This window comes from Bythopirellula polymerisocia, from assembly GCF_007860015.1.
GTDB lineage: Bacteria > Planctomycetota > Planctomycetia > Pirellulales > Lacipirellulaceae > Bythopirellula > Bythopirellula polymerisocia.
In genome coordinates, this window is the sequence record NZ_SJPS01000012.1 from 23566 (window position 1) to 40059 (window position 16494).

14 protein-coding genes are annotated in these 16494 nt (G+C 53.0%); 6 read left to right on the plus strand and 8 right to left on the minus strand.

The genetic code is table 11. The features are described from left to right. Both hslU and hslV read right to left on the minus strand, forming a co-directional pair. Entirely contained in the window at positions 1-1347 is a 1347-nt protein-coding gene (gene hslU, locus Pla144_RS22600; RefSeq protein ID WP_146452978.1) for an ATP-dependent protease ATPase subunit HslU, read from the minus strand. Next, entirely contained in the window at positions 1344-1877 is a 534-nt protein-coding gene (hslV, locus tag Pla144_RS22605; RefSeq protein WP_146452979.1) for an ATP-dependent protease subunit HslV, read from the minus strand. Before hslV ends, hslU begins: the two co-directional genes overlap by 4 nt. Positions 1878-2302: 425 nt before the next feature. On the opposite strand from hslV, the gene Pla144_RS22610 reads away from it, so the two are divergent. Beyond that, complete coding sequence (locus Pla144_RS22610) at positions 2303-2854, plus strand: isochorismatase family protein (RefSeq protein ID WP_231936513.1); 552 nt, start codon at positions 2303-2305, stop codon at positions 2852-2854. Between the two features lie 90 nt (positions 2855-2944). Here Pla144_RS22610 and Pla144_RS22615 read toward each other — a convergent pair whose 3' ends face one another. The 3 genes from Pla144_RS22615 to Pla144_RS22625 all read right to left on the minus strand — a co-directional run bounded on the left by Pla144_RS22615 (position 2945) and on the right by Pla144_RS22625 (position 6310). Further along, entirely contained in the window at positions 2945-4324 is a 1380-nt protein-coding gene (locus tag Pla144_RS22615) for an alkaline phosphatase PhoX (protein ID WP_146452981.1), read from the minus strand. Between the two features lie 81 nt (positions 4325-4405). After that, positions 4406-5350 (minus strand): SDR family oxidoreductase, encoded by a 945-nt coding sequence (locus Pla144_RS22620; protein WP_146452982.1) that lies wholly within the window; start codon positions 5348-5350, stop codon positions 4406-4408. 108 nt (positions 5351-5458) lie between these two features. After that, a complete protein-coding gene (locus Pla144_RS22625; RefSeq protein WP_197530948.1) occupies positions 5459-6310 on the minus strand; it encodes a GGDEF domain-containing protein in 852 nt (283 codons plus the stop codon). 497 nt (positions 6311-6807) lie between these two features. Here Pla144_RS22625 and Pla144_RS22630 point away from each other — a divergent pair, with 497 nt between their 5' ends. Beyond that, complete coding sequence (locus tag Pla144_RS22630; RefSeq protein ID WP_146452984.1) at positions 6808-7899, plus strand: sugar transferase; 1092 nt, start codon at positions 6808-6810, stop codon at positions 7897-7899. 45 nt (positions 7900-7944) lie between these two features. Here the strand turns inward: Pla144_RS22630 and Pla144_RS22635 are convergent, their stop codons facing one another. Beyond that, positions 7945-8859 (minus strand): glycosyltransferase family 8 protein, encoded by a 915-nt coding sequence (locus Pla144_RS22635; protein WP_146452985.1) that lies wholly within the window; start codon positions 8857-8859, stop codon positions 7945-7947. A 591-nt stretch (positions 8860-9450) separates the two neighbouring features. Between Pla144_RS22635 and Pla144_RS22640 the strand changes: the two genes are divergently transcribed. The 4 genes from Pla144_RS22640 to Pla144_RS22655 are packed head-to-tail and all read left to right on the plus strand — an operon-like array spanning position 9451 to position 14299. Beyond that, entirely contained in the window at positions 9451-11004 is a 1554-nt protein-coding gene (locus Pla144_RS22640) for a GumC family protein (protein WP_146452986.1), read from the plus strand. 24 nt (positions 11005-11028) lie between these two features. Then, positions 11029-11688: a tyrosine-protein kinase family protein gene (locus tag Pla144_RS22645; RefSeq protein WP_146452987.1), complete on the plus strand. Its 660-nt coding sequence runs from the start codon at positions 11029-11031 to the stop codon at positions 11686-11688. A gap of 5 nt (positions 11689-11693) precedes the next feature. Further along, on the plus strand, positions 11694-13058 hold the full coding sequence (locus tag Pla144_RS22650; protein ID WP_146452988.1) for a hypothetical protein: 1365 nt from the start codon (positions 11694-11696) through the stop codon (positions 13056-13058). Positions 13059-13096: 38 nt separating this feature from the next. After that, on the plus strand, positions 13097-14299 hold the full coding sequence (locus Pla144_RS22655) for a glycosyltransferase (protein WP_146452989.1): 1203 nt from the start codon (positions 13097-13099) through the stop codon (positions 14297-14299). A 31-nt stretch (positions 14300-14330) separates the two neighbouring features. On the opposite strand, the gene Pla144_RS22660 is transcribed toward Pla144_RS22655, so the two are convergent. Both Pla144_RS22660 and Pla144_RS22665 read right to left on the minus strand, forming a co-directional pair. Then, the gene (locus tag Pla144_RS22660) at positions 14331-15605 is read right to left on the minus strand and encodes a class I SAM-dependent methyltransferase (RefSeq protein ID WP_197530949.1); all 1275 of its coding nucleotides are present in this window, start codon (positions 15603-15605) and stop codon (positions 14331-14333) included. Further along, the gene (locus Pla144_RS22665) at positions 15602-16471 is read right to left on the minus strand and encodes a phytanoyl-CoA dioxygenase family protein (RefSeq protein WP_146452990.1); all 870 of its coding nucleotides are present in this window, start codon (positions 16469-16471) and stop codon (positions 15602-15604) included. Before Pla144_RS22665 ends, Pla144_RS22660 begins: the two co-directional genes overlap by 4 nt. Positions 16472-16494 lie beyond the last annotated feature (23 nt).

Consider the following 16494-nt stretch of genomic DNA (forward strand, 5'->3'; position numbering starts at 1 on the left):
TTACAAAATGTACTTACTCTGATCCTCGTCTTGCACGATCTTATCCAGCCGCTCGCGGACGTAGCCAGCATTAATCTCCACGCGGCCCATTTTCATCTCGGGGGCCTCGAAGCTTAGTTCTTCAAGGAGACGTTCCATGATCGTGTGCAGCCGGCGGGCCCCGATGTTCTGCGTCGTTTGATTCACCTGATAGGCATAGCTCGCCAGTGCCTCGATCGCGTCGTCGAGAAATACTATCTCGACACCTTCGGTCTGCATCAACGCGACATATTGTTTAGTGAGAGCGTTGCGTGGTTCCGACAGGATGCGCACAAAGTCATCTTTCGAGAGGGCTTCCAGTTCCACGCGAATCGGGAAACGCCCCTGCAACTCTGGCATCAGTTCACTTGGCTTCGCGGTGTGGAAAGCACCGGCAGCGACAAACAGCACATGGTCGGTCCGCACATAGCCGTAACGAGTATGTACAGTGGTCCCCTCGACGATGGGAAGCAGATCCCGTTGAACGCCTTGGCGCGATACGTCGGCACCGCGGCCCCCTTCGCTCGCCACCACTTTGTCTATCTCGTCGACGAAGATAATACCAGTGTTTTCAGCTAATTCCACTGCCTGAGCGTTGACTTTGTCCTGATTAATGAGGGCTTCACATTCCTGATCGAAGAGTACCTTGCGGGCCTCGGCGACTGTCATTTCGCGTCGCACGACATTCTTGGGCAAAATCTTCTCCAGCATTCCTTGCATGTCGAAATCCATCGTGTCCCCGCCGGGTCCTCCCATGCCGGGGATCATCATCGCTTGAGCCTTTTGCTCGATTGTGATCTCAACGTTACGATTCTCAAGCTCGCCACCGACTAACATGGCACGCATCTTCTCGCGGCTTCGTTCATAACGCTCAGGTGAGTCCTGGCTTTCGACACCCACATCAAAGGACGAGGGAGCAGGAACCAGCAACTCCAGCAATCGGTCAGTCACGCGCCGCTCGGCTTCTTCCTGCACGTTGGCTAGTTCGCGCTCGCGCACCAGCCCGATGGCATTTTCAACCAGCTCGCGGACCATGCTCTCCACGTCACGGCCATAGTAGCCCACCTCGGTGTACTTGCTGGCTTCTACTTTGATGAAAGGTGCACCTGTGAGGTTAGCCAGTCGCCGTGCGATTTCCGTTTTGCCTACGCCAGTGGGGCCGATCATCAGGATGTTTTTTGGCGCAACCTCTTTACGCATGTCATCGTCGAGTTGCTGGCGGCGCCAGCGATTCCGGATTGCGACAGCGACGGCCCGTTTGGCATCGGCCTGGCCAACGATATGACGATCGAGGTGTTCTACAATTTCGCGGGGAGTGAGATTCTTCACTTGATCTCTTCAATAACGATGTTCTGGTTGGAATATACGCAGATCTCGCCGGCAATTTCGAGGCTCTGCCTGACGATCTCTGCAGCGGAGAGCGAAGTTTGCTTTACTAAAGCCCGCGCCGCAGCCAAGGCATAATTGCCGCCCGATCCGATGCCGATGATGCCGTCGCTCGGTTGAATGACGTCCCCCGTGCCTGAGACGAGCAGCGAGTGCTCGGCGTTCACCACAGCTACTAAGGCTTCGAGCCGACGCAGGGCGCGATCCATCCGCCAATCTTTGGCCAACTCGGTACACGCGCGGGGCAGATTTGCCGGGTGGTCTTTCAATTTTGCCTCAAGTCGCTCCATCAACGCAAAGGCATCAGCCGCCGCACCGGCAAAACCGACCAACACCTTATCGTCCATAAGGCGGCGAATCTTGATGGCGTCGGACTTCACCACTGTCTGTCCCATGGTCACCTGGCCGTCGCCGCCGATGGCAACCTGACCGTTGTGTCGAACTGTGAGAATAGTAGTGGAGCGGGTCTTCATAATATGTCAGTCGCGGCGGGCTGCATTGAGGGCTAGTGGTGAGACGGCCCATTTTCGCTCAGAAGAGTGTCCGTGACTAGGGGGCACATGCAGTCAAGCAAGGAGCTAACGAGGTGGTAGCTTTTTAGGCTTGCAGAGCCATTTTTTCTGATTCGACGCGCGACAGCATTTCGTGCAGACATATTTGGGGTCTGCAACGATATGTACTAGGAGTTCGAAGTGCTCGCGGATCTGATCCTTCGACCAATCGCAAAGTTCTTTGGTAGGCTCAGACTTCTCGCTCATCGATTGCATTCGTTGAAGTAGCAGGGGAGGGCGTCTGGTGACTATTGTAGTCAGCATCTATCATAAAGTCTTCCTATTCACCCTCAGTACTCCACACTCAACCCAATACTCCCTCCGCCATGGCACGCAGTCCCGAATTGATGAACCCAACCGACACAGGCCTGCTGGTGGTCGACGTCCAGGATCGCCTTCTTGCCGTGCAGCCTGATGAGAAGCGGATTGTGTGGAATATCCGTCGCTTGTTGGACGGCGCAAGAATCCTCGGAGTCCGCGCAGCTGCGACAGAGCAATACCCTGAAAAGCTGGGCCCCACTTCGTCGATTCTTGCAGAACGAATCGATGATCCCGCAGTGAGCAAACTCGCATTTAGTTGTGCAGATTGCAGCACGATCTTCGAACCCTGGCGCGCTGCTGGCATCCACCGTGTGCTTGTGTGTGGCATTGAAACCCACGTCTGCGTGCAGCAAACCGTACTCGACTTGCTCTCAACAGGGATGCAAGTCCTAGTTGCTTCCGATGCCGTCGGATCGAGATATGCGACTGATCACGAGATCGCTTTACGACGCATGGAAACTTCGGGAGCCATCATCACGACGACTGAGGCGGCACTTTTTGAATGGTGTCGCGTCGCAGGGACAGCAGAGTTCAAATCGATTAGTGCGCTGGCGAAGGAGGAGTTGGGGGTGAGATGATTTGGAATATTTTACTCCAATGATTAAGATTTGATGACTCGCTAGAATAGGTATTTCACAATAGACATGAAAACTATCCCGAGACAAGGTTCATCCCGCCAAAGTCTTCTCGTTCCACGGACCCGTGATGGCTACGGTCATGCCACTGTGTTGAAGATTCACAAAAAGCGTACTGCCATCTGGCGAGAAAGTGATCCCGGCAAATTCGGTTTGAAGATGGTTACTGGCAAAAGTGTAGAGCTTTCCCTTGGGTGTGACGCCGATGATGCGAATCTCCATCCCTGGATGATCTTCGCAGACCATGAGGTCTCCCCAAGGCGCAACCGTGAGATTGTCTGCTGACTCTAATAACGCAGAATCGTTGGGCTCGATAAACAATTCGAGCGAGTCCTCCTCGGCACCAGGAATGAGTCGCCAGATCTGGCCCGTTCTTTTCTTTCCGCCGCTGGTGCAGGCGATAAAAAACTGTCCTTCGCTGAACCAGATTCCTTCCCCACGGGCAAAGCGAGCCGCACCTTCCGAAAAACCACGCAATCGTAAATCGTCTTCGGGGGCAGTAACATCCGCTATATCCATCCACTCGACGGGGTGTTGCTTCCCAACTTCAACCGACGGTAGCTCCCAATTGCGAGTGTCCATTGACGACACATCGCGAAAACGGAGAGCCTGCAACTTTCCTCCAGCGACTAGCTTCCCTGGTTCATTGGGAATGAAGCGATAAAACAGTCCGTCCTCGCGATCTTCCGTAAGATAGACGATCCCCGTCTCCGGATCGACCGCCACAGCTTCATGATTGAATCGACCCATCCCGACCAATGGGACAGCGGTCGCGAGCGAAGCTTCGGCCGTGGCCGGCACTTCAAAACAATAACCGTGATCCTGCTCAATGAGGCTTTCTCCATCCGTCTTCTCGCCCGGGCGAATTACCGTTTCTTCGCAAGTGATCCAGCTATTCCAAGGAGTCGGACCTCCTGCGCAGTTGCGATCCGTCCCTGCCAAACTGAGGAATTCACGGACCACTTTCTGTTCACGAGTATCGTATACAATAGTTGTGGTGCCCCCTCGATGTGGCAGCTTGTCCCCTCCACGGTCGTAGAGCTTCTCTCGATCGACCTTATCAAATAATTCATTGAATTTGCCAAATGCGCCGGGCCCCTCATATGGCATTAGTTCGTGATTGCGGACTAGAATTGTCAATCCATCGGGGCCAGCGAAAGTCGCCATGCCATCAGGTTTCCCGGGGGTGATGAATCCATCGCTCATAGGCTGGCCACTGGTGGAAATCACTTGGTAATGAAAGCCAGAAGGCAGATCCAGAACACCAATGGGATCCTCTACTAAAGGACCATACGGCGCGAAGCGGTTCGCCTCCAGAGCCCAGACCGGTTCTTGTATCGTGTGGCGCAAAGCGCAGAATCCCGCGGCAAATGCAGAGGAACGGACGAGAAAATCGCGGCGTGACGAGCCCATGGGGAAACCCTTAAAATGGCTGCAAGAACGGACCTATAACAACCATTACGATACGCCGATGTTCAGCGGAATTCAAGGCGCTCAACTAATGCTTCGATTAAGACTCCGATAGTAATCAATCGACAACTCAAGTCCCTCGTCAAAGGAAATTTGAGACTCAAATTTCAACAGTTTCTGAGCTAGCGTGGTGTCTGCCAGGCTCTCCCTGACATCTCCGGGTCGAGGATCAGCAAAGATTGGTTCGATCGCAGTTCCCAGAACCCGATTGATTGCAGCTACTAGATCCAGCAGCGTAAACTGTTTTCCCGTAGCGACGTTAATTGATTTCCCAACGGCCGCTTGTGACTCGGCAGCCAGCAGATTGCCACGAACAATATCCGCTACATAGGTGAAATCTCTAGATTGCAACCCGTCACCGTAAATTGTGGGCCGCTTTCCCTGAAGCATCAACGAAACGAAAATTGGAATTACCGCCGAGTATTCGCTCGTAGGATCCTGGCGGGGGCCGAATACATTGAAGTAACGAATCGTAACCGTTTCCAACCCGAATGTTTCGGTAAAGGCCTGGCAATAATACTCGGCTGCCAGTTTGGCCGCCGCATATGGAGACAACGGTGCGGGCAAATCCTGCTCAGTCTTGGCAGGCTGTGGTGTGTTACCATAGGCGCTGCTCGAACCGGCATACACTAACCTTCGGACACCGCTCTTGCGGGCTGCGTCGAGAAGGGTGACCGTGCCCGTCACGCAGGCCGCATTGGTATCCAGCGGTGCTGTGACACTTCGCGGCACGGATGCCAATGCCGCCTGATGGAATATTAAATCCATTCCCTCGACCGCTGCCGCAGTTGCACGCGGGTCGGCAACATCTCCTTCGATAAGTTCGACGGCGTCACCAAGATGCGTCAGATTCTCGCGTTTTCCTGCGCAAAGATTATCGAGCACACGCACCTTGTCACCTCGCTCAACAAGAGCCGAGGTGATGTGCGAACCTATAAATCCTGCACCGCCAGTGACTAGAACTTTCAAAGACTTTACTCCCTTGTGAGCCGGATACTCTGCTTGCTAGGTCGCAAAAATAGAGGATTTCACTTGCCAAGGCAATCGCATGATGGCAGAGTCGTTGGTGATCGAATTTCACGACCGCGATTTGTTTGGTTTTGCCTGTTGTTTCTGGGCGTACATATTGCGGTCCGCGGTTTCCAGCATATCATCCATAGGCACGGTGAGGTCATTCGCTAGCGCAATGCCAATCGAAACGGACACTGAGAATTCGCGCCCTTCAACAAGGAGAGGTTCCTCTGCAGTGGCTCTCAGGCGGTCCACCACAGGAATTGCCTCTTCGATAGATTGCACTCCGGCAAGCAGGACGACAAATTCATCTCCACCATATCGTACAACCAGATCGTCGTCACGAAGTGACTCTTGCCAGCGCTCCGCCAAGATTGCCAGAATCCGATCCCCATTTGCATGACCATGCTTGTCATTGATTTGTTTGAAATCGTTCAAATCGAGAAACAATAACGCGTGAGGACATGGTTCACCGGGATTTCTGTAACCCCACTGCTGACGCCAATCTTCCATAACCCTGCGGTCAGGTAAGCCTGTTACCACATCGGAGTAACTGGCTAAATGATTGGTTTGCGTGTTCGGCTGGATCAACAACAGATGCCAGAGATTCTGGTTACTCTCAAGGGAACTAAGATAGACCGTTGCTTGGGTGACGGGTTGTCCATTCCTATGCAGATTGATTTGATACGAATTGGAGCTCGTAGACTTTCTTGGGCTGGTTCCATTCAATTCCTGCATTGCGCTCTTGAGGTCTGGTATTAACGAGAAAAGCTGGTCATTCGAAATCGGATCGATCGGAGAGCCAATCCACTGCCTAATCAGGTCATTTGTCGCTAGTACGCGATCCTCAGCGAAGTCGATTATGCAGGCCCCAGTGCAAATTCCCCGAATGGGCAGTGGAAACTGTGGGATGCTCATCTTTAAGTCACTCGTGAAATGTATGGTTTTAGGGAGCTGGTTTTCCATAAGCCTTGTTCTATCAAGGCTTTAAGTATTCTTGGAATTGCAGTAGCTTTTTGTCTTCCGGACCACTGTCGGGCCTTAATGGGGTTGAGTAGGGCAATTTCCCAAAAAAGCAATCGAAAATGGCTCGATTTCATAATAAACATTTGAGACTGTTTCCGGTGCGATCTAAAAAAAGGGGGGATCCTATTCGATTCCTCCGCAAGTTGCAATTATAATCGCTACGAAGAACCAGATCATCAGGACCGTTGATATTGCGTAATTGTCGCCTCAGCAGAGGCGCGTGCTCGACAGCAGGGGAGTTTCTAGCAGGTCGAGTTGAGTGGACGATTTATTATTTTCCACCTCACGTATGGTTTTCTGAATCCGCTTGGAGGCGATTGAGCTGCGCTTGCTGATTGAATTGAAGGACGTACCTAGATTGAACTACATCATTGAAAAGTCAGGCAACCATGAAATCAGGACTACTGAACGTACGCAAACTCCACGCTCACATTTTTCGCAACCCAGAGGCTAAGTCCGCTTCGTTGCTACTTAGCGAACGGGACCTTCGCTTTGCCGCAGAGTGTGAGCGAATGCGGGTCGACCGTAATGGCTCAGTTCTTTCGATTCTTTTTATTAAGCTCGCCGAGAACCACAATTTGCCCCAAGACATGGCTCTCCTGGAGCGGATTCTGGAGGGTAGGCTGAGAGTGACAGACACACCTGGAATTCTCGAGGATGGGCGGGTGGTCGTACTACTTCCTGATACATCCTCAGATGGAGCTTGGAAAGTTGCTGCCGATATCAGTGAAGTTTATCCCCTAGGACCCACAAGACCTGAATGTGAAGTCATCATCTATCCGGATAAAGGGCATCGTCGAGAGAAACTGATTGACGGTGAAGAAGTGGCACCGAACGGTGAGCGAGATAAGTCGACAGTTTGCCCACCATTGTTTGCCACTCCAATTCCCCGCTGGAAACGCTCCTTAGATATATTAGGGGGACTTGTAGGACTAATAGCCTCGGCACCACTTATTACTGTCGCTGCGATTGCTATCAGATGCACTTCCCGCGGCAGTATATTCTATGGGCAGGAACGCGAGGGTTGGGCAGGCAAGCGATTCAAGATGTATAAGCTTCGCACTATGGTCAACGGTGCCGATGAAATGAAGGAGTACCTCCGTCACCTCAGCCATCAAGATGGACCTGCCTTCAAGATGAAATCCGATCCACGCACCACTCCGGTGGGGCGTTTACTGCGTTGGACCAGCATCGACGAGCTGCCGCAACTGTGGAATGTGCTCAAAGGCGACATGTCACTCGTTGGACCGCGACCACTGCCAACATCCGAGTCTCAGAGCTGTACCGATTGGCAACGACGGAGGCTATCTGTACTGCCTGGCATGACGTGCACTTGGCAAGTTTTCGCCCGGGGAGATGTCTCCTTCGACGAGTGGATCCGGATGGACCTGCAATACAGCCGGCAAGTTTCGCTGTGGGGAGATATCAAACTGCTAATGCTAACACTTCCTTCCTTGGTGCTGCGAAAAGGAATGCGTTAGCGTCCAACTCGTCGGCAATTGCCCGTCGAAACTGCCATATTCATTTCAAAACTCGGTGCCGAACTTGCGTCGAACATACCCCGCGTAATACCGCAAGCTCGACGAACTGAACGGCGTTGGTATCCAATAAGGCAAACTGGACCGTTGCCTACACGTTACAAAGTCTCGGTTCGCTGCGAGAATGTTGAACGGAAAAATCCACGGCTTCTTCGTACCCATGTAGTGGCTGATCTTTCTCTCCGACCATAACTGGCCGTGCAGTTCACGTCGCGAAACTTCGACCAGCGTAGCGTCTATCGGGAAATTCCAAACGGGATCGACCACAGTCCAATTTCCAACCAAGAGCAAATTGTACAGGTCCTGATCGGAATAGCGCACCTTGATGCCTTGGTACTTTCCGGCTGCAGTCAATAGGTCCATACACCGTATCCGCTCGATGTCCATGACCATCACTCCTGAATTAAGGTAAGGTTGATCGTCCCCTTGGTTGAGGTACTCCCGGATCGGAGAGTTCTGGCACAAAACGGTAGGTACCAGCCAGTCTTGGACAGCGCCAATTGGTCTTCCCTGCAAGTTTTGTTGGTACAGATCCCGTAAGTCGGAAAGAACGATCGTGTCGGCATCGAGAAACACGGCCCGCGGAGTCTCGACAAACTCGGGAACCAAGAACTTTAAATAGGCCACATCGCCTATGGTGCCGATCGGCAATGTCTTGCCCTTAAGTCGCCGTAGTTCTTCAATCGCATTGATCAAACGGACAGAAATTGCTCCGCAAGTTCGCTCCAAGAGACGCCTAACACGATCCTGGTCATGGCCGGAGTAGAGGACGCAAACGCTTGCAAGCCCCTTCGATTTTTCCAGCGCAGAATACAGCGATATCAACATTGCATAAGCGTTGCGTTGATCGACGGCATACACGAGCGTAGTAGCCGGTGGCGAGGGTTGATGATTCTCGTCCAAAACCGTTCCCCTGGTCCGCTTGTCAATCGGTTTTAGGTTAAAGATGGTCGCCACTAAACTGAGACCAACGAAATCATCGGGGGTGACCGATGCCCGCGTTCCACCAGATATTAATCCAAGTTCCTCAGACTGCTAACTCTCTGCTGAGAATATAGATCGACAAACGCGTCCTGATCGTTGGTCAACAACTAACGCCCTTTTTGATGACTGTGCTGCCGGGGTAGCCAACTGCGAACCTCTTGCTTGCAAAACAACGCTCCCTTGGTCGGCCCCCTGGCAAGGCAGTAGTCAATCAGATTCCGCGGAGAGTAGCATGCGCAGCGAATAGCACTCCGGCAAAATACCCAGCCAAGTCACATTACGGCTTCGCATTCCGCATATTCGGTACAATCCCTAGAGTAATCCAGCGATTCCAGGGTGTCAAATTATCGAAGGTTTCATTCGTTGAAAAAAAGCTCGGTCCAGTTAAGATGAAGGATGACGAGGCAATAGCGCCCGACATCGTCCGTCATCCTACCCTCTATTTGTCTCACGTTGCCTCACTCACCCGTTCGTACTCTCCTGTGCTTCTAACACTGGGGAACCGCCAATATGCCAGCATCATCAGGAACCCTCCGCGAGCATCTGTCTGTATTCTATCGACATCGCCGCAAGATGGCCGTGTTCTTTCTGGGCACAATGATACTCGTCACACTCGGCATAATTCTATGCCCGCGGACTTACGAATCGCAGGCCATGCTGCACGTGCTCATCGGGCGCGAGAATGTTTCAATTGACCCAACCGCGGCGACGAGTCCCACCATTACGATGATGGAATCCCGAGAAAATGAAATCAATACGGTTAAGGATCTTCTGCAAAGCAGAACGGTTCTCGACGAAGTCGTTTCGGAGCTAGGTGCCCAGAACATTTTGAATCCCGAACAATACTCCGACACTGACAAGACGGGCAACACGGGCGGATTCTCACTGATAGGTGCGATTTACGATCTGATGTTAGCCGTCAATTTGGCGGACCCCATCGGCGAAAACGAAAGGGCGGCTCTTCAACTCGCCAACGACGTCAAAGTACGTTCCGAACCCGAATCCAATGTCATTCAAGTAGCCTTTCGCTCTGAGACGCCTGAATTCTCCCAACGTCTTGGTGAGGTATTCCTCGCAGCCTATAGTGAGCAACACAGTCGGGCACATCGGACGCAGGGGTCGCAAGGGTTCTTTATTGAACAATCACATGAACGTGCCGCTGCTCTGGCTTCCGCCGAACAGAAATTGCGTGACCTGAAAAACAAATTCGGAATTGTCACCATCGGGGCACGTCAGCTAACGCTCAGTAAACAACTGGAACAGGTCGAAACTGACTTACTATCGACGGCTTCTGCGATCGCGGGCTCAAAGGCCAAGATACAAGCCTTGCGTCAGTCCTTAGCGGAAATACCTGAGCGACTGGTCACTGAGGAAACAACCGAATCCAGCCAAGCCGCCGACACTATGCGAAACACGCTATATGACCTGCAAATTAGGGAGCAAGAGCTTTCTGCAAAACACACCGATCAACATCCTTTGGTGATGGCTATTCGCCATCAAGCTGCCGAAGCGAAGAGGTTGCTCAACGAAGAAGAAAAACGTCGAGTTCAGCCAACCAGCAGCCTAAATCCCGCCAACCAGCAACAGAAACTGGCCTTATTCGCCGAATTGGCATTAATCTCGGGACTTGAAGCCCGCTACACCTCTGTCAAAGAACAACGCGAAGAATTGCTCTCTGACCTTGAGAAACTTAACCAACAGGAAATTGAAGTTGCTGAACTCGAACGCGAGGTATCGCTGTTGCGAAACGAATACATGACTTACATGCATAACACGGAACTTGCTCGGATCAATTTGGCTTTGGAGGCTCAAAGCATTTCGAACGTCAACGTGGTCCAACCCCCCACTTTCGTGGAAAAACCGGTCAGTCCGCGCAAGTCGCTGATTATGGTGCTTGGATTCCTGATTGCCGTCTCCGGGGCGATTGGTTTAGCTCTGCTTTGTGAGAATCTACAGGCTGACGTTATTCGATCACCTGCGGATATGGAAACTGTGTTCGGTGCTCCCGTGATGGAGTCAATTCCCTCCGTCCAGTTGCGAAACGCTGGGGTCTCCGCGAAATAGAATTGCGAGTCACACAAGCTCTTCATGTCGCAGCCCACTGCCCCACAAACGTCGTTTGACCTGACCCGCGAAATCCAACGCTGGTCGGTACTTGCTCAAGGTTTCGAGCGTCTTGCCACGCGCTTCCTGGGCTTGACCACGCGCCAAGGTGCTCCGATTCGGAGGGTGGGGATTACCAGCGTGGCACGCCAGACTGGTACCAGTACCATTGCGATTCAGTTGGCGGCTGCCCTTTGTCGGTTTCCTGAGCAATCTGCGATCCTGGTGGACGCCAACCGCGAGCACTCCTGGTACGACAGGCAGTTTACCGTTAACAACAGCCCAGGATTGCTCAATGCACTGTCCGGAGACCTGGAGATCGCCGACTGCGTTCAAAACACAACGACTGCAAACCTTTCGGTGGTAACCTTGGGAAAACCGGTGTGGGCCGATGTCGACTATGGCAAGCAATCGCTGGCAGATGCATTCCTTGGCCTTAGTGAGATTGCGGATCGGGTTTTCGTGGACCTACCGGTCGTTAGCGACACAAGCCATTTCCGGGCAATTTCGCAACAATTGGACGGTGTGATTCTGGTGCTGACTCCTGGCTTGGCTCGGTTGGAACTCGCCGCTCGAGTAAGACACCTGTTGACGCAAATGGAAGTCGAACTGTTGGCCGTCGTACCTAACCAGTGGAAGTCGTAATCAGCATGGCCAGCTTCGATCACACTGCAGCAAACGGACGTCCACTGGCTCCAGACTGGAATCTGGAAGCAACTGCCGACGTTGTGCCAGGGCAAAGGTTTTACCTCGTGTTTCTGCTGTGCTTGGCCCTGTCTTCCATTCCGGTCAAAAACCTGGCTTACGTCGTCCCGCCAGTATTTCTTTTCCTCGAGCTGATCGTCGGGGAACGATCAGCTTGGCGCGCTGTGCTGTTGATGGCATTATTCGCGGTTTTGTCAGGAGCCTCGATGATATTCGACGCGTTCCGTGGCCAGGCAATCAACGTGCCGGGATTACTCTTCGCGCTGCTCACTTACCTGCCTATGTTCCTGTTCCTCGCTTCGCGCCATGACCGCGAAATCGACTCTTCGCTGTTCACTAAGTTCATCGATGTGACGGCTTGGTTTGTAATCGTGCAGTCGCTGGTGGGCGTGGTACAGTTTGTACTCAGCCGCAACGGCGACGCAGTAACTGGCACGTTTGGGCTACTTGACTTCCACCTAAATACTATTTCGATCACCCAGGTTTACTTCACATTCACTTTGTTCGGAATGATTCTGTTCATGATGCTCGACGCCCGGCGACTGCTCCCGCGGGTTGCCATCGTGGCCGGTTTGTTGACTTGTGCCATAGCACAGTCGGGACATCAAACCGTGTTTTTTGCTGCCAGTCTGGCGCTTTGCTGCATGATCCAGTTTCGCCGACTCGGTACGGCCTTGGGTGGCATTGCAATGGTCGGCTGTCTGACGTTCATCGTAGTACAGCTCTACCCCGACACATTGGAACTCACGCAGGAATGGTACAAAAAAGTAGTTCAAGATCCTCGTTCCGCGAAACGCATGGTGCTTGCCGACAGTGCCGAGTATTTGTCCGATCCCAAGAATGCACTGCTGGGCGTGGGTTTGGGGCAGTATTCCAGTCGGGCAGCATTGATCTCCTCAAATACGTACCTTAATCGCGAGTTGCCGGGGCCGCTCTCCGGCCAGTCCGATTATTTTGTCGACTCAATGATTCCCGCCATGCGCCGGTTCGACGAAGTCGGTGAGGGCAGCGCCATACCCAAGCCCTACTTCTCTGCTCTTTCGGCGGTAATGGAATTGGGACTCCCATTGACGCTCATCTGCCTGGGAGTCATGGGTGTTCATCTGCGCAGAAATCTGCGCTGGATGCTTTCCTCCAACCCCAAGATAGCCCGCGTCGGATTGGTGAGCTGCACTGGACTGCTGTTCTTTTTGCTGTGTTGCGTCATCGAGAACTACATCGAATTCCCTCAGGCGATCTTCCTGCCGTTCTTGCTGTATTTGGTCGTGCAAGCGCGTGCGACGCAGCTTTCCACTCCATCACCGGTCTGAGTGGCACAGGCCACCCTGCCGTGGGAATCGTTCTTCGCATGAACACTTCGCCAGCCAACTCGCGGGTACCATCCAAGGTGCTGCTCTGCCACAACTACTACAAGTTGTCAGGCGGGGAAGACCGGGTTTTTGAGGACGAAGCCCGATTGCTTGAGCGCCACGGACATCAGGTGACTCGCTATACGGTGACAAATGACGCGATCGATTCGATGAGCCGCTGGTCGGCTGCGGTGCGTACGATTTGGAATCGTAAAACCTACTCCGAGCTCCGCAGGTTGATGCGTAAAGAACGCCCCGCCTTGGTGCACTTCACCAACACATTTCCGCTGATTTCCCCGGCTGCCTACTATGCGGCTCGCAAAGAACGCGTGCCGGTCGTCCAAACGCTGCAAAACTACCGACTGATCTGCCCTGGTTCTCTGCTGATGCGCGACGGCAATATTTGCGAAGATTGCGTTACAAAGCGCATTAAATGGCCTGCTGTGCTGCACGGCTGCTATCGTGGCAATCGGTTGGCAACGGCCTGTACTACCACCATGCTAGCCACACATGGCGCACTGGGCACTTGGCGGAACATGGTATCGCGCTACGTGGTGGCGACCGAATTCGGACGGCAGAAATTCATCGACGCCGGCTTCGATGCCCAGCAAATCGCCGTGAAACCCAATTTCGTCGATCCCGTTCCTCCCTGTGGAAATGGGGAGGGGGGGCATTTTGTGTTTGTCGGTCGTCTCTCTCCCGAGAAAGGCATCGACACCCTGCTCGAAGCGTGGACGCAATTCAATGGAAAACTCATAATTCTAGGTGACGGTCCATTGGCCGACAAAGTGGCTCGATTTGCTTCGCAGCATGAACGTGTCCAATGGATGCGCCACCAACCTGCGAAGATTGTCCAGCAGGTTGTCGCCGATGCCATCGCCCTGCTCGTCCCGTCAACCTGGTACGAGGGTCTGCCGAAAACGATCGTGGAAGCTTTTTCGGTTGGAACCCCGATCATCGGATCCGACCTGGGAGCCATGTCTGAAGTCATCACTCCCGGCGAAACGGGGTTGCTATTTCCGGTCGGAAAACCGGACAAACTCCTGGAATCTTTGCATTGGATGAGCGAGTCACCGGAGCATGCTCACGCGATGCGCGCCAATGTTCGCCGCCACTTTGAGCAGTTTTACACTGCCGAACGCAATTACGATTTGTTGCGAGATATCTATTGTCAGGCGATCAACGACACTAGCTTCGAGTGACTTAATCATTCAGCGCTGCCAAGGTTCAATTCTATTCGTAGATGCGAGTTTCAGGGATAGGAACGACGAACTTGCCGCCCCACTGGCGAACGTAAGAAAGCTGCTCCATTATCTCTTTACGCAAGTTCCACGGCAGAATCAGCACATAGTCGGGTCTCGTCTCGGCGATGCACTCCGGTGTGTGTACCGGGATTCTTGACCCCGGCAGAAACGTGTTCTGTTTTACCGGATTGCGGTCGACTGTGTAGAGTATCGAGTCGGAGCGAATTCCGCAGTAATTCAACAGTGTGTTGCCTTTGCCCGGCGCGCCGTAACCGACGACTGTCTTGCCGGCCCGTTTCGCGTGCATCAAGAAATCTAGCAGTTTCCACTTGGTTTCGACCACTCGCTCGGCGAAGGCTGAGTAGGTGGCCAACGTGTTGTAGCCCTTTGCAATTTCCATCTCGAGCAACTCTGGGACCGACTTCAGGACCGGTTTACTCGTGTCTTCGTTGTGCCGCGCGTAGATTCTTAGCGACCCGCCGTGGGTCGTGAGTTGATCGACATCGAAGATCGTCAGTCCGTGGTGCTGAAAGATATTCTGGATGGCCAACAACGAAAAGTAGCAATAATGCTCCTGGTAAATTGTATCGAATTGATTCCCTTCGATAAGGCACATTAGGTGTGGAAATTCAAAGGTAATTACTCCGTCGTCTTTGAGAAAAATCTTGAGCCCCGCTACGAAGTCGTTCAGGTCAGGCACGTGGGCTAGCACATTGTTTCCCAGTAGCAAGTCGGGACGGATTCCCTGCTCGAGCAACTTTCGTGCAGTCGCGGATCCGAAGAATTCGGTTACGGATTCCACGCCCTTCGCGCGAGCTGCCTCGGCTACATTGGCGGCCGGTTCCACGCCGAGGGCAGGAATGCCTTTCTGCACAAAATACTGCAACAAGTAGCCATCGTTGCTGGCCACTTCAACGACCTTGCTTTGTGGGCCAAGTTGCAGTCGGTCGGTCATCAGCTCCACATACTCCCTGCAATGCTTCAGCCACGAGTCGGAGTACGAAGAAAAATATGCATAGTCGCTCTTGAAAATGTCCTCACCCATCACATGTGCATGCACTTGTACTAGCCAACAGGCTTGGCAAATCCGCATTTGCAGCGGGTAGAACACCTCGGGATCACTCGCCTGTTCAGGTGTGATTCGGTTTTGACACAAGGGCGAAAGCCCCAGGTCGACGACCGTATGTTCCAGCGGCTGGGCGCAGAAGCGGCAACGCTCCGCGGGCATACTGTTCGTCAGTCGTGCGTCGGACGAAGAACTCATTGGGCGACAACTACTTCCTCGGGAATCGGCGAAAGATCAGCGACTTGCATGTACTCACCTAGCGTGGTCCCCACGGCCCGATTATCCACGTTTGGTGCCCCGTTGCCAGAAACCACGTCGTCTAAGTTCACTGTGCGGAAATCGACACTGAAACGTGAATGGCCCGAGGTATTGGGGCTGGTCGAGTGAAGGTGGGAGGCCGAAAACAAAATCAAACCGCCCTCTTCGCACTGAATGACGATGTCGGAACTGTGGTCGATTTCCTGGGTGATCTCAGGGAGATTGCGGGTGTCTTTCTTTACATGCTGAACTGCTTCGCCGCGAGCGTTGGCCAACCAATCGTTGTGATTGTATCGGTTTGATATGTTCTCTACCCCGCGATTGAAATATCCGGGGTGGAGTATCATCGTATTGTCCGGTTGAACTCCTTTCATGGGGAACCACCAGTTAAGTTGCGATTGGTGCCCCGCGAACCAAGTGTCGCGGTGAGGCGGCACCGCCAAGGCGATGCCGGTGCGCAGGTAGTCACCATGGGTCATGGTGCGCATTCGAGGCACGTCGAAGTACGTCTTTTGGGAATCGGCACCAAAGTCTTCAAGCATGTCCCGCATGAAATCCTTAACGTTGGGGTCGTGCATGAACTGGGGTTTCAGCTTGCCCAAAATTTCCGCGAACTTTTCGGGAGGCATGTGATGCTGGGCTTCGCATGGGTCGTGGGGAGCAAACGCTTCGACGGCCAACTGGTGGGCAAAATCTATGAGCTTGCGGGTTGAAGGACGCGGCGAGAATACATAAATGTCCCCCTTGAATATATTGGCACGTCGCCGAGGCTCCGGATGTTTCGAATCAAAATAAAGTGTCGTCATAGCACAATCTCAAAATCTGAAAA

What these genes read in the sequence shown, in the direction of transcription:
- Pla144_RS22650 (WP_146452988.1), top strand. Translation starts at nt 11,694, where the DNA reads ATGGCCAGCTTCGATCACACTGCAGCAAACGGACGTCCACTGGCTCCA.
- hslV (WP_146452979.1), bottom strand. Translation starts at nt 1,877, where the DNA reads ATGAAGACCCGCTCCACTACTATTCTCACAGTTCGACACAACGGTCAG.
- Pla144_RS22655 (WP_146452989.1), top strand. Translation starts at nt 13,097, where the DNA reads ATGAACACTTCGCCAGCCAACTCGCGGGTACCATCCAAGGTGCTGCTC.
- Pla144_RS22645 (WP_146452987.1), top strand. Translation starts at nt 11,029, where the DNA reads ATGTCGCAGCCCACTGCCCCACAAACGTCGTTTGACCTGACCCGCGAA.
- Pla144_RS22660 (WP_197530949.1), bottom strand. Translation starts at nt 15,605, where the DNA reads ATGAGTTCTTCGTCCGACGCACGACTGACGAACAGTATGCCCGCGGAG.
- Pla144_RS22665 (WP_146452990.1), bottom strand. Translation starts at nt 16,471, where the DNA reads ATGACGACACTTTATTTTGATTCGAAACATCCGGAGCCTCGGCGACGT.
- Pla144_RS22630 (WP_146452984.1), top strand. Translation starts at nt 6,808, where the DNA reads ATGAAATCAGGACTACTGAACGTACGCAAACTCCACGCTCACATTTTT.
- Pla144_RS22610 (WP_231936513.1), top strand. Translation starts at nt 2,303, where the DNA reads ATGAACCCAACCGACACAGGCCTGCTGGTGGTCGACGTCCAGGATCGC.
- Pla144_RS22640 (WP_146452986.1), top strand. Translation starts at nt 9,451, where the DNA reads ATGCCAGCATCATCAGGAACCCTCCGCGAGCATCTGTCTGTATTCTAT.
- Pla144_RS22615 (WP_146452981.1), bottom strand. Translation starts at nt 4,324, where the DNA reads ATGGGCTCGTCACGCCGCGATTTTCTCGTCCGTTCCTCTGCATTTGCC.
- Pla144_RS22625 (WP_197530948.1), bottom strand. Translation starts at nt 6,310, where the DNA reads ATGAGCATCCCACAGTTTCCACTGCCCATTCGGGGAATTTGCACTGGG.